Origin of the sequence: Trinickia caryophylli, assembly GCF_034424545.1 — a bacterium.
Taxonomy (GTDB): Bacteria; Pseudomonadota; Gammaproteobacteria; order Burkholderiales; family Burkholderiaceae; genus Trinickia; species Trinickia caryophylli.
In genome coordinates, this window is the sequence record NZ_CP139971.1 from 1,592,036 (window position 1) to 1,604,026 (window position 11,991).

Annotated in this window: 13 protein-coding genes; 5 read left to right on the plus strand and 8 right to left on the minus strand. The window is 64.5% G+C overall.

Features of this window, described 5'->3' with window-relative positions; genetic code table 11:
• Window positions 1-26: 26 nt before the first annotated feature.
• Entirely contained in the window at window positions 27-728 is a 702-nt protein-coding gene (gene folE, locus U0034_RS26260; protein WP_085228902.1) for a GTP cyclohydrolase I FolE, read from the minus strand.
• 165 nt (window positions 729-893) lie between these two features.
• Here folE and pcaD point away from each other — a divergent pair, with 165 nt between their 5' ends.
• The gene (gene pcaD / locus U0034_RS26265; protein WP_085228788.1) at window positions 894-1,685 is read left to right on the plus strand and encodes a 3-oxoadipate enol-lactonase; all 792 of its coding nucleotides are present in this window, start codon (window positions 894-896) and stop codon (window positions 1,683-1,685) included.
• 63 nt (window positions 1,686-1,748) lie between these two features.
• On the opposite strand, the gene U0034_RS26270 is transcribed toward pcaD, so the two are convergent.
• Window positions 1,749-1,997, minus strand: a complete 249-nt coding sequence (locus U0034_RS26270) for a hypothetical protein (RefSeq protein WP_085228789.1) — start codon at window positions 1,995-1,997, stop codon at window positions 1,749-1,751.
• Between the two features lie 124 nt (window positions 1,998-2,121).
• Entirely contained in the window at window positions 2,122-3,447 is a 1,326-nt protein-coding gene (locus tag U0034_RS26275; RefSeq protein WP_199187026.1) for an MFS transporter, read from the minus strand.
• Between the two features lie 450 nt (window positions 3,448-3,897).
• On the opposite strand from U0034_RS26275, the gene U0034_RS26280 reads away from it, so the two are divergent.
• The gene (locus tag U0034_RS26280) at window positions 3,898-4,578 is read left to right on the plus strand and encodes a YceH family protein (RefSeq protein WP_102622867.1); all 681 of its coding nucleotides are present in this window, start codon (window positions 3,898-3,900) and stop codon (window positions 4,576-4,578) included.
• 69 nt (window positions 4,579-4,647) lie between these two features.
• Here U0034_RS26280 and U0034_RS26285 read toward each other — a convergent pair whose 3' ends face one another.
• Window positions 4,648-5,088, minus strand: coding sequence for an ester cyclase (locus U0034_RS26285; protein WP_085228792.1), 441 nt, complete (start codon window positions 5,086-5,088; stop codon window positions 4,648-4,650).
• Window positions 5,089-5,263: 175 nt separating this feature from the next.
• Here U0034_RS26285 and U0034_RS26290 point away from each other — a divergent pair, with 175 nt between their 5' ends.
• Complete coding sequence (locus U0034_RS26290) at window positions 5,264-5,476, plus strand: ParD-like family protein (RefSeq protein WP_085228793.1); 213 nt, start codon at window positions 5,264-5,266, stop codon at window positions 5,474-5,476.
• A complete protein-coding gene (gene map, locus U0034_RS26295) occupies window positions 5,473-6,240 on the plus strand; it encodes a type I methionyl aminopeptidase (protein WP_085228794.1) in 768 nt (255 codons plus the stop codon). Before U0034_RS26290 ends, map begins: the two co-directional genes overlap by 4 nt.
• A gap of 51 nt (window positions 6,241-6,291) precedes the next feature.
• Here map and U0034_RS26300 read toward each other — a convergent pair whose 3' ends face one another.
• The 4 genes from U0034_RS26300 to U0034_RS26315 all read right to left on the minus strand — a co-directional run bounded on the left by U0034_RS26300 (window position 6,292) and on the right by U0034_RS26315 (window position 10,690).
• Window positions 6,292-7,617, minus strand: coding sequence for a dicarboxylate/amino acid:cation symporter (locus U0034_RS26300; protein ID WP_085228795.1), 1,326 nt, complete (start codon window positions 7,615-7,617; stop codon window positions 6,292-6,294).
• Between the two features lie 158 nt (window positions 7,618-7,775).
• On the minus strand, window positions 7,776-8,381 hold the full coding sequence (leuD, locus tag U0034_RS26305) for a 3-isopropylmalate dehydratase small subunit (protein ID WP_085228796.1): 606 nt from the start codon (window positions 8,379-8,381) through the stop codon (window positions 7,776-7,778).
• Window positions 8,378-9,796, minus strand: coding sequence for a 3-isopropylmalate dehydratase large subunit (leuC, locus tag U0034_RS26310; protein WP_085228797.1), 1,419 nt, complete (start codon window positions 9,794-9,796; stop codon window positions 8,378-8,380). The genes leuD and leuC overlap by 4 nt, the downstream gene beginning before the upstream one ends.
• Before the next feature lie 15 nt (window positions 9,797-9,811).
• The gene (locus U0034_RS26315) at window positions 9,812-10,690 is read right to left on the minus strand and encodes an alpha/beta fold hydrolase (RefSeq protein ID WP_085228798.1); all 879 of its coding nucleotides are present in this window, start codon (window positions 10,688-10,690) and stop codon (window positions 9,812-9,814) included.
• Between the two features lie 128 nt (window positions 10,691-10,818).
• On the opposite strand from U0034_RS26315, the gene U0034_RS26320 reads away from it, so the two are divergent.
• Window positions 10,819-11,721: a LysR family transcriptional regulator gene (locus U0034_RS26320; RefSeq protein ID WP_085228799.1), complete on the plus strand. Its 903-nt coding sequence runs from the start codon at window positions 10,819-10,821 to the stop codon at window positions 11,719-11,721.
• The last annotated feature ends 270 nt before the right edge of the window (window positions 11,722-11,991 follow it).

The following is an 11,991-nucleotide window of genomic DNA, read 5'->3' on the forward strand; positions in this document are numbered from 1 at the left end:
GGCAATCACGCCGGCCTCGCGAAGCCTCACGAATTGGGTACTGCAAGCGAGCCCGGGTTGCCGACGATCGCGAGGAATTCGCGCCGGGTCGAGGGGTCCGTGCGGAACGAGCCGAGCATGCGCGAGGTCACCATCGCCACGCCGGGCTTGTGAATGCCGCGCGTGGTGATGCATTGATGCGCGGCTTCGAGAATCACGCCCACGCCGCGCGGCTGCAGGATCTCGTTGAGCGTATCGGCGATCTGCACCGTCATCTTTTCCTGGATCTGCAACCGCTTGGCGAATGCATCGACGAGGCGCGCGAGCTTCGATATGCCCACCACGCGGTGCTTCGGCAGATAGGCGACGTGCGCACGGCCGATGATCGGCACCATGTGATGCTCGCAGTAGCTCTCGAAGCGGATGTCTTTCAGCACGACCATTTCATCGTAGCCGTCGACTTCGGAGAACGTGCGCGCGAGGATTTCCCGCGGATCGAGGCCGTAACCCGAAAAGAACTCTTCGTAAGCGCGCGCGACGCGCGCCGGGGTGTCGCGCAGGCCTTCGCGTTCGGGGTCGTCGCCGGCCCAGCGCAGGAGGACGCGCACGGCGTCCTCCGCCTGCTCGCGTGTGGGCCGCTTAGCCGCTTCGCCCGCCGCTTCGCCCGCCGTATCGATGGCACGGTTGGCACGGGCCTTGGTCTTTGCCTTCGGCTCGCCTTTGTCTTTCGTGCGCGATCCGCTACTCATTGCTGACTCCTCTTCTTCGCTGACTGGCAGGCGCGGCTCCGGCTTTGATTGCGCACGGCTCGTGCCCATGCCGGCCATTGTTTCACGTTTCCGGGACTTCGGGGGACGGATGCGCGAGCGCCGCCTGGAGCACAATGAGAGCTTCGCTTCAGGAGGCCTGCCGCCATGCCTTTCGCCACTATCGAGGGAGTCCGCCTTTACTACCGGGTCGACGCGAACGGTCCTGCCGATGCGCCATGGCTCGTCCTGTCGAATGCGCTTGCCTGCGACACCTCGCTGTGGGCGCCGCAGGTCGATGCGCTCGGCGCCGTTTTCCGCGTGTTGCGCTACGACACCCGCGGCCACGGCCGCTCCGAGGTTCCGGCAGGGCCCTACACGATCGAGCAATTGAGCGACGACGTACTCGCCCTGATGGATTTGCTCGAGATCGGGCACGCGCATTTTTGCGGCGTGTCGATGGGGGGCGTGACGGGCATGGCGCTCGGCGCGCGCGCCGCCGAGCGTATCGACCGGCTCGTGCTCGTGAGCGCGCCGCCGCGCAACCCCACGCCGGCCGAGGCGTGGGAAGCCCGCATGAAGCAGGCGCGCACAGGCGGCATGCCGGCCATCGCCCAGGCGACCATCGAACGCTGGTTCAGTACCGAATTCATCGAGCGGGAGCCGCTCGTATGTGCGGCAATACGCGATACGGTGCGGCACACGGACCCTGAGGGCTACGTGGCCAATTGCGCGGCGATTGCGGCGGCGGACCTTACGGACGAAGTGGCGGACATCGAGGCGCCGACGCTCGTTGTCACGGGCACACGCGATGCCACGATATCCGCGGAACAAGGCCGCGCACTGGCCGCGCGGATGGCGCGTGCGCGTCACCTTGCATTCGATGCACTGCATCTGCCCAACGTCGAGCAGGCGGCGCCGTTTACGCACGCCGTGCTCGATTTCCTGCGCGGTGCCTGAAACAACGCGGTGCGAGCGGGCCGGCGCGGCCTCGATCGGCCCCGCTCGGCCCTCGGCCGCGCCTCATTCCTCGGCGTCGTGCTCGGCGACGAAACGCATCAGATAGGCGCGCAGCGCTGCTTCCAGCGCACGATGATCGGCCACGCTCTTCGAGCCTGCATCGGCCTCTTCGCCGAAGAGTGTGGGCGGCGCATCGTAAAGACCGACTTCGGCGCCTTCGCGCAGAACCCGGATCTCGTGTGTCGATTCAACATACTCGGCGACCCAATGAATGCCTTCGATATGGGCGCCGGTCCGGACGATCGTCTTCATCAGAGTGCCCTCCGTCGGAGGCCGGCTCGCCGCGGGGAGCAGCGGGCCGGCGCTTCAGGCACAAGGGTACGCCTGTCGGGCGCGCTTCGCACCTGCGGCGCGCGGCGCGGCGGGGTGGGCTGCGTCAGTGGTTGATCGATTCGAGCGCGCGGCCTTTCGTCGACGGCCCGAGCAGGATCATGCAGATGCCGACCGCCATCGACGCACCGATGAACGTGGCAACACCGGGCACGCCGTAGTTGTGCAGAAGGATGCCGATGGCGAGGCCGGCGAACGCGGCGGCAAGGCGGCTCCACGAATAGACGAAGCCGACGGCGCGGGCGCGTATGCGCGTTGGGAAAAGCTCGGCCTGGTACCCGTGAAAGGCATACGACATGACGTTCGCGGCGAGCGTGAAGAGTACGCCGAGTGCGATCAGCACGGCGGGCGCGGACGACTGCGCGAAGAGCGCGATGACGATGCCCATGATGAGCAGGCCGCCGCAGATCTGCGTCTTGCGTTCGAGCTTGTCGGCGAAGAGCGTGCCGAGCAGCGGGCCGAACGGGTTGGCAATGGCGATGATGAACGCGTATTCGAGGCTCGCCGTGACGTGCACGCCGCGATGGATGAGCAGCGTAGGCACCCATGCCGCAAAGCCGTAAAAGCCGATGACCTGCGCCATGTTGAAGATCGAGAGGATGATCGTGCGCTTCAAATAGCGTGGGCCGAAGATCTCCGCGAAGGTGCCGCGGCTCTCCGCTTCGGCTGAAACGGGCAGGGGCGCCGGCAATGGGACGCCCTTCTCGGCCGCCACGCGGCGCTCGATGTCGGCGACGATGCGCTCGGCTTCGTCGATGCGCCCGTGGCGCGCGAGCCAGCGCGGGCTTTCCGGCACGTTGCGGCGGATGAACCAGACGGCGGCAGCACCCAGGGTGCCGACGAGAATCACGACGCGCCAGTAGGCGAGGCCGAGCGGCTGCGTATCCTTCAGCGCGAAGGCCAGAAAGGCCACGATGGGCACGGCGCAAAACGTAATGAACTGATTGACGGCATAGGCCCGGCCGCGCTCGCCGCTTGGAATCAGCTCCGAGATGTACGAATCGATCGTCACGAGTTCGACGCCGATCCCGATGCCGGCCAGAAAGCGCCAGACGTTGATGGCGAAGCCGGAATCCTGGAAGGCCATGATGGCGGTACAGATGACGTACCAGACGAGCGACCAGGTGAAGATGAACCGGCGCCCGAAGCGGTCGGCGATGAAGCCGAGCAGGAACGTGCCCACCCACAGGCCGGCGAACGTCGAGAAGACGAACGTACCGAAGCCCGCCACGGCGAGCGGCGCGAGCGACGCGAAAAAGCCGAGCGATTCGGGCTTGAAGAGGCCGGCCTGCACCATGGCCGGAGCGACGTAGCCCGTGAAGAACAGGTCGTAATACTCGAAGATGCCGCCGAGCGAAATGAGGATCACCATCGTCCAGACGGTTCGCGACGGTGGCAGCCGGTCGAAGCGTGCTGCGACTTCTGCCGATTTCTGATTGGACATTTGCGCCTCGTTGTTTTGGATTTTGTCGCCGGGTGCCGAGCCGTTCGGCGCGGTCCGGGAAGAGCCGGCGCCAATGTCGCATGTTGGCGGTTGCTTAACAATGGGTGCGAACACGGACGGTGAACCGTCGAACCGCTCGGCGTCCGCTCGCGGGTGTGCGTCGGTCATGCTTGTCTCCTTGCCGGCGCCTCGCGTGCGCCGGTTTTATCGATCTGTCGTTCACGCGGCTGCCCTGTAATGGACCATAGCCGACATCGGGCGCAGACCGCTCTCGGGTTTTGCCCGGCGATGCTGCGGCGTGCGCTGCGAGGCAACGAGGCTGGCCGGGAGCGTGTGCGGCTATCATATCTACCCGATTTCACGACCCGCGGCAGCCCCATGAGCCAACCCCTGCGCGACCTCACCCCCCTCGAAGCCCGTATTCTCGGCGTGCTGGTGGAAAAGCAGCACACCGTCCCGGATACGTACCCGCTTTCGCTGAACGCCTTGACCGCCGGCTGCAATCAGAAGACGGCGCGCTCGCCCGTGATGAGCGTGACCGAGCCCGAGGTTCAGACCGCGATCGATGGGCTGAAGCGCCTGAGCCTCGTCATGGAGGCCAGCAGCAGCCGCGTCACGCGCTACGAGCACAATATGAACCGCGTGCTCGGCATCCCGAGCCAGTCCGCTGCGCTGCTGACCATCCTGCTGCTCAGAGGCCCGCAGACCGCCGCCGAACTACGGCTCAACGCTGCGCGGCTGCACAGCTTCGCCGACAACTCCTCCGTCGAGGCATTCCTCGACGAACTCGCCGCACGCACGCCGCCGCTGGCCGTGAAGCTGCCTTGCGCGCCCGGCGAGCGCGAAAGCCGCTGGATGCATCTGATGTGCGGCGAGGTGAGCGTGGACCAGATCGCCCCCGCGTGCGCGGGGGCCGATGAATCGATTGCGCCGGGCGAATTCGAGGCGCTGAAAGCCGAACAAAAGCGCCTGAGCGGTGAGGTGGCCGAGCTCAGAGCACTGGTCGAGCGCATGGCCGCCGAGCTGGGCATGCCCGTCGATCGGCCGGCGCAGGATTGAGGGGGCGATGCCGATGGGCGGTCCGGTGGGCGGCGCGGGCATGGCCGCATCGCACGTGGCTGCCACGATCTACAGCTGTGCTTCGATCGCGCTTTTGTCGATCACGGACCAAACCTCGGCGATCTTCGCGCCGCGAAATGCGTAGAACACGTTCTCCGTGAACACGATGCGCTTGCCGCCGATGTTCAATCCGAGAAAGGTGCCCCTGGGCGAGCAATCGAATCGCAGGCGGCTCGCGACGAGCGGCGCATCGATTGCCAGCAGTTCGATGTCGAAGCGCAAATCCGGTATCTCGCGGACGTCCTGCTCCAGCATCTCGCGGTAGCCTGACAAGCCGATCAGCAGGCCATTGCGGCGGACGTCGGTGTCGACGAACTGACCGAGCGACGCCCAATCCCGCCGGTTCAGGCAATCGATGTAATACCGGTAGATCGTGCGCAGGTCCAGTTCGATCACGATGGCTCCCTTTTCGTCGGTCTGGTGTGGACGGAGCCCGATCGAGCGTGACATCGATGGTCCGGCGCGCTGAGCCGTGCCACGAGACCGATGATAGTCGCACGGCAGGCCCGGGGTACGACGTCGATCGCACGCGTTCGGAAAGGCGCCCCGGCAGAGGGCAACGGAGCTTGCGCAGCAAAGGCGGTGCATATATGATTCGTATATGTTTCATATATGCGGAGCCGGCATGGGCATCGTGAACATCGACGACGATTTGCACGACCAGATACGCAAGGCAAGCGCCGTGTCGTGTCGATCGATCAACGCGCAAGCGGCCTTCTGGATCAAGGTCGGTATGTTGTGCGAAATGAATCCGACGCAGAGTTTCAACGACATCGTGGCTCGGGAGCTGCGAGCAGCGGGGGTAGCCACACAAGGTCTCAAGGTGGCCTCCGCATGACCAAGCGCCCCGACGAAATCGTATTGATGGCCGAGTCCGGCAAGCTGCTGGCGGACGTGTTCGGCTACCTGGATCGGCTGAACCTGATCGGCATGTCGACCATGCAGGTCAACGACATGGTCGACAGCTTCATCGTGAACGAGCTCGAGGCGCGCCCGGCAAGCAAAGGGCAGTACGGCTTTGCGTATGCGCTCAACTCGTCGCGCAACAACGTGGTTTGCCACGGCGTGCCATGCGCTACCGAAATCCTGCGCAGCGGGGATATCGTCAATTTCGACATTACGTTGGAGAAGAACGGCTATATCGCCGATTCGAGCAAGACCTATCTGGTCGGAGACGTGTCGCCGCCGGCCAGACGCCTCGTGCAAGCCACCTACGACGCGATGTGGAAAGGCATTCACGCCGTTCGCCCCGGTGCCACGCTGGGCGATGTCGGTTATGCGATCGAGCAGCACGCTCGCAGGTACGGCTATTCGGTCGTCAGGGAATACTGCGGGCACGGCATCGGGCGCGAAATGCACGAGCCACCCGAAGTGCTGCATTGGGGAAGGCCGCAAACGGGCCTGGTTCTGCGGGAAGGCATGGTGTTTACGATCGAACCGATGATCAATCAGGGGCGGCATGCCGTTCGCACCGAAAACGACGGTTGGACGGTCGTCACGCGCGACGGGCAACTGTCCGCGCAATTCGAGCACACGGTGGCGGTGACGAGCGACGGGGTGCGGGTGCTGACGCTGCGTGCCGAGGAAACGATGTTGAATTGACCGCGTGGCGCAGGCGCAAGCTCGCGCAAGACGCTTTCGATATCGGCTGCGTCAGCGCAGACTTTCGCCGGGCATGGCGTTCGATTCCGGTTTTGTCGCCCCAATCGTCGAAGCAGTGTCCTGGGTTCCCAGCGCCTTCGCGAGCATCGCTCGATCGAGCCCGCCCTCCCACGCGGATATCACGATCGCCGCCACACCATTACCCACGATGTTCGTCAGCGCCCTGCATTCGGACATGAAGCGATCGATGCCCAGAATCAGCACCATCGCGCTGACGGGAACGGTGGGCACGACGGACAGGCTCGCGGCAAGCGTGATGAAGCCCGCGCCCGTTACCCCCGTCGATCCCTTCGAGGTCAGCATCGTGACGAGCAACAGCGTGATTTCCTGTGCCGCGGACAAATGCGTATCGGTCGCCTGCGCGAGAAACAGCACCGCGAGCGTCATATAGATGTTCGTGCCGTCGAGATTAAACGAGTAGCCGGTGGGCACCACGAGCCCCACGACACCGCGCGGGCAGCCAAGGCGTTCGAGTTTGTCCATCAACTGCGGTAATGCCGCTTCGGACGTTGACGTGCCCAGCACGATCAGCAGTTCGTCGCGGATGTACGCAAGGAACCGCCAGAGGCTGAACCCACACAGACGCGCGACGACCCCGAGCACGACGGCGACGAACAGAAACGCGGTGAAATAGAACGTGCCGATCAGCTTCAGCATCGGCAGCAGCGAGACGATCCCATAACGCCCTATCGTGAAGGCCATCGCCCCGAACGCGCCGATCGGTGCAAGGCTCGTGACCATCCGGACGATACGGAAAAACGCTTTCGACAACGTTTCGACGAGGTGCGTGACGGGCGCGGCGGGCTCGCCCATCAGTGCCAGCGCCGTGCCGAAGAGCATCGCGATCAGCAGCACGGGAAGAATGTCTCCCTGAACGAGGGCACCGAGGAATGTCTCGGGTATCACGTGCGTCATGAATCCGACTATGCCGTCGCCATGTGCCGCCTTTGCCGCAAAGCCCGAAACGGCGCGCGCGTCGAGCGAGGCCGGGTCGACATTGAACCCTTTCCCCGGGGCGAGCACGTGCGCTGCAAGCAGGCCGACCGCCAGCGCGAATGTGGATGCCGCTTCGAAGTAGAGCAGGGCCTTGCCGCCGACACGGCCGACTTTCTTCATGTCCTGCATTCCGGCGATACCGGTCACGACGGTGCAAAAAATCACCGGCCCGATGATCATCCGCACGAGTTTGATGAAGAGATCGCCGAGCGGTTTGAATGCCATGGCGGCTTGCGGCGCGAAATGCCCGAGCAGCACGCCGGCGATGATCGCTGCCAGCACCTGGACATAGAGAATTTGGTAAAACGGTTTGCGTTTCATGTGTCTCCTCCCTTTTTAGGGCAAAGTGACGCCCTTCCCCTCTTCGATCGGGGGGGAATCGGCTCGGTTAATGCAATGAAGCTGCAACGAAGCTGCAACGAGCTGCAACGAGCTGCAACGAAGAGCGAGGCAGCCGCCGCGGCGCGGCGGACGAGCGGTTACATCACCTGTGCCCAGGGGTGCCGGGCAAAATGCGATCGTTCGAATGATTCGATCGCGGCGAGCGTCAGATCGACGGTATCCATGCCTTCGATCACCATGCGCTTGTGGCGTGCGCCGATCGGATAGACATACCGCGCGCCCGACGGGGAGCTCACCGTCTGCTGTTCGAGGTCGATCGAGATGGAGGTGCGCGGATTTTCGATCGCCTCTTGTATCAGCGCATCGACCACATTGCGCTCCAGTTGCACGAGCAGCAGGCGGTTATTCATCGCGTTCGAATAGAAAATCTCCGCGAAACTCGGCGCGATCACTGCCTGGAAGCCGTATTGCTGCAAACCCCACACCGCATGTTCGCGGCTCGATCCGCAGCCGAAGTTCGCGCCGCCGATCAGGATGCGTGCGTTCGCGTACGCGCGTTGATTGAGCACACAATCCGGGCGGGGCATGCCATGCGCGTCGAAGCGAAGGTCGTAGAGCAAACCATCGGCAAGGCCCGCTTTGTCGATGATGCGCAGGAACTGCTTCGGCATGATCTGATCCGTATCGAGGTTCTCGATCGGCAGCGGCGCCGCGCCGCCTTGAATGGTGGTGAGCCTGGTCATGATGCATGCGCCTCCAGCGTGCGGACATCGGTAATACAGCCGGTTATCGCGGCAGCCGCCGCCATCGCCGGGCTCATCAGATGCGTGCGGCCGCCGCGTCCCTGACGGCCTTCGAAATTGCGGTTGGTGGTGGACGCGCAGCGTTCTCCGGCGTCGAGGATGTCGTCGTTCATCGCAAGGCACATGGAGCAGCCCGGCTCGCGCCATTCGAACCCCGCGTCGATCAGCGTTTGGGCAATGCCTTCCCGTTCGGCCGCCCGACGCACGCTGCCGGAGCCCGGCACGACCATCGCGCGCACGCCTGCCGCGACGCGCTTGCCGCGCACGATCGCTGCCACGGTGCGCAAATCCTCGATGCGCCCGTTGGTGCATGAGCCGATGAACACACGGTCGACGGGCGTGCCCGCAATCGGTTGATTGGCGGCGAGCCCCATGTAGTCGAGCGCGCGGCGCAGGGATGCGGCAGCTTCGGGCGTCGTTTGCGTGGCTTCGCCAGGGATGCGCTGATCGATGGCGACGGCCTGATCGGGACTCGTGCCCCAGGTGACGAACGGGGCGATGCTCCGCGCATCGAAACGGTACTCGGCGTCGAAGTGCGCATCGGCGTCGGAATGCAGCTCGCGCCAGTCTTCGAGCGCGGCTTGCCAGCCTGCTTCGTCGAGCGACGGCGTGTGGGCGCGCACGTATTCGAAGGTGGTCGCATCCGGCGCAATCAGTGCGGCGCGGGCACCGGCTTCGACGGTCATGTTGCACAAGGTCATGCGTGCCTCGGCCGAAAGCGATGCGATCGTCGAGCCGGCGAATTCCACGGCGTACCCGCGCGCGCCTTGCGCGCCGATTTTGCCGATGACCCAGATGACGATGTCCTTCGACGACGTGCCGTACGGCAGTGCGCCATCGATCGTAATGCGCATGGTCTGCGCGAGCCGGTACACGAGCGTTTGCGTGGCGAGCACGTGCTCGACTTCCGACGTGCCGATGCCGAATCCCAATGCGCCGAGTGCTCCATACGTGGTGGTGTGGCTGTCGCCGCACAGCACGACCATGCCGGGACGGATCAGACCGAGTTCGGGCGCGACGATGTGTTCGATGCCCTGCAGCGGGTCGTCCGCCGCAAAGAGCCGGATGCCGGCTCGTTCGCAATTGCGCGCCAGATTTTGCGCCAGCAGCAGCGACGCCGCATCGCGAATCACGCGGGGCGACTCCGCATGCGTGGGGATGATGTGGCTGACGACGGCGAGCTGCTGTCGCGGGCGGCGCACCGCGCGGCCGCGCGCTTCGAGTGCGCTGAACGCCTGCGGACTCGTGTACTCGTTCATCAGGTGAAGGTCGGCGTACAGCAGGACGTTATGTTCGTCGATACTCGAAACGGTGTGCGAATCGACGAGCTTTCGGTAAAGCGTTCGGTCGGACATGAGGTGACTCGCAGGTTACTCGGAGAGAAAAGGCAGCACGCGTTCGAGCAGTTGCTCCGGCGCTTCTTCGGGGATGTAGTGGCCACAAGCGAGCGCCTCGCCCCGGACGTTTGGCGCGTAGGCCCGCCATTCGGCGAGTGGATCGAAGCATTGTTCGATGACGCCCTGCGCGCCCCACAACGCCATGAAAGGACACTCGATCCGCTGCTGTGACGCAAGCGTTGCGCGGTCGTGCTCGAGGTCGATCGTCACGCTTGCACGGTAGTCCTCGCAGATACCGTGCGCCGTATCGGGATCGGAGAGGCAACGCAGGTACTCCGCGTAGGCCGCCGCCGTGAACGGCGCGAGGCCGGCGCTGCGCGCGCCGATGGTCTGCTTCAGATAGAGGTCCGGGTCGGCACGGATCAGCGTCTCCGGGAACGGAGCAGGCCGGACCAGCATGAACCAGTGCCAATAGGCGCGCGCGAAGTCGAACGAAGTCTGCTCGTACATCGCAAGCGTTGGCGCGACGTCGAGCGTCACGAGGCGCGTCACGACGCGAGGATGATCGAGCGCCATGCGAGCCGCCACGCGCCCGCCGCGATCGTGGCCAATTACCGCGAAGGTCTCGTAGCCGAGACCGCGCATCAGTTCAATCTGATCGAGTGCCATGCGGCGCTTCGCGTAGTTCGCGTGGCCGGCCGTGCCAGGTGGTTTGCCGCTGTCGCCGTAGCCGCGCAAATCGGCGGCGATTACCGTGAAACGTGCCGCTAGCGCCGGCGCGACCTTGTGCCAGATCGCGTGCGTTTGCGGATGCCCGTGCAAGAGCAATAACGCGGGGCCGCTGCCGCCTTGAATGGCGCGGATGCGTACGCCATCGACGGTCGCGCAAGCGTCCTTGAAGCCTTCGAACATGGTTGTCTCCTCATCTTGATTCGAGTCTAATTGATGAGCAGAGCGATTTGGTTTCCTGAAAAGCATTCCGGTCGTAACTTGCAGGAATGAATCAACGCAAACACCGGCGCAGACGATGGAGCATTGAAATGGATGGTTTCTCCGATCTGAATCTCTTCGCACTGGTGGCGAGGCATCGGAATCTGGCGGCTGCTGCGCGCGAGCTGGGCGTAACGCCCCCCGCGGTAAGCAAGCGGCTTGCGCAATTGGAACGGCGCCTCGGCGTGCGATTGGTGAACCGCACGACGCGGCGCCTGAGCCTCACGCCGGAGGGCGAGCTTTACCTGCGGAACGGGTCGCGCATTCTGGACGAGTTGTCGGAACTCGAGCATCTCGTCACGCAAAGCCGGGGCGAGCCCACTGGCTTGCTGCGCGTGAACGCATCGTTCGGGTTCGGGCGGGCACATATTGCGCCGGCGGTGTCGGAGTTCGTCGCGCGTTATCCGGCGATGAAGATCGTGCTGCATCTGACGGACCGGCCGATGAGCCTGCAGGAGGAGGGCTTCGATGTTGGCATTCGCTTCGGCGAGGTGCCGGATGCGCGCATCAACGCGCGGCTGCTGCTCGCAAACAGGCGCCTGGCGTGCGCATCGCCCGACTATGTGGCACGGCACGGTAAGCCTGCCGTGCCGCACGATCTGACGCGGCATGCCTGCCTCGTTCTGCGCGAGAACGAATCGGCCTACGGCACATGGCATTTTTCCCGCGGCAAGCGCACGGAAACAGTGAAGGTCGACGGCGCACTGTCGAGCAACGACGGCAGCGTGGTGCTGCATTGGGCACTCGAAGGCCGCGGGATCGTCGTGCGATCGCAGTGGGAAATCGAGGCGTATCTCGCGCGCGGCGAACTCGTGCCCTTGCTCACGGACTGGGCATTGCCGGATGCCGATATTCACGCGATCTATCTGGAGCGGAACCAGCTTTCCGTAAAGCTAAGGACATTTGTGGATTTTCTGGGCGAGTGGTTGCGCCGGCCGGCGAGCGGCGCGTGACAGCTGTTTTCGGCCGCGCGCATTTACGCGTCACAGCGTCTGCAAGCAGCCGCTCCTGCACGTACGTTTTTTCCGCCGGGCTGGAGAGCGCGGTCGTAAGCGTCGTCAGCCGGCGCGTGCCCGCGAGGCGACGCAATTCCTCGTGCCCGCGGACACGCTCTCTCGTCTGATTCAGCCATTCGAGCGGGGGGCTACCCCGGCCAAGGGAAGCGGCCTGGGGCTGGCCATCGCGAACGCGATCGCGCAGGCGGGAGGGGCGCGGCTCACGCT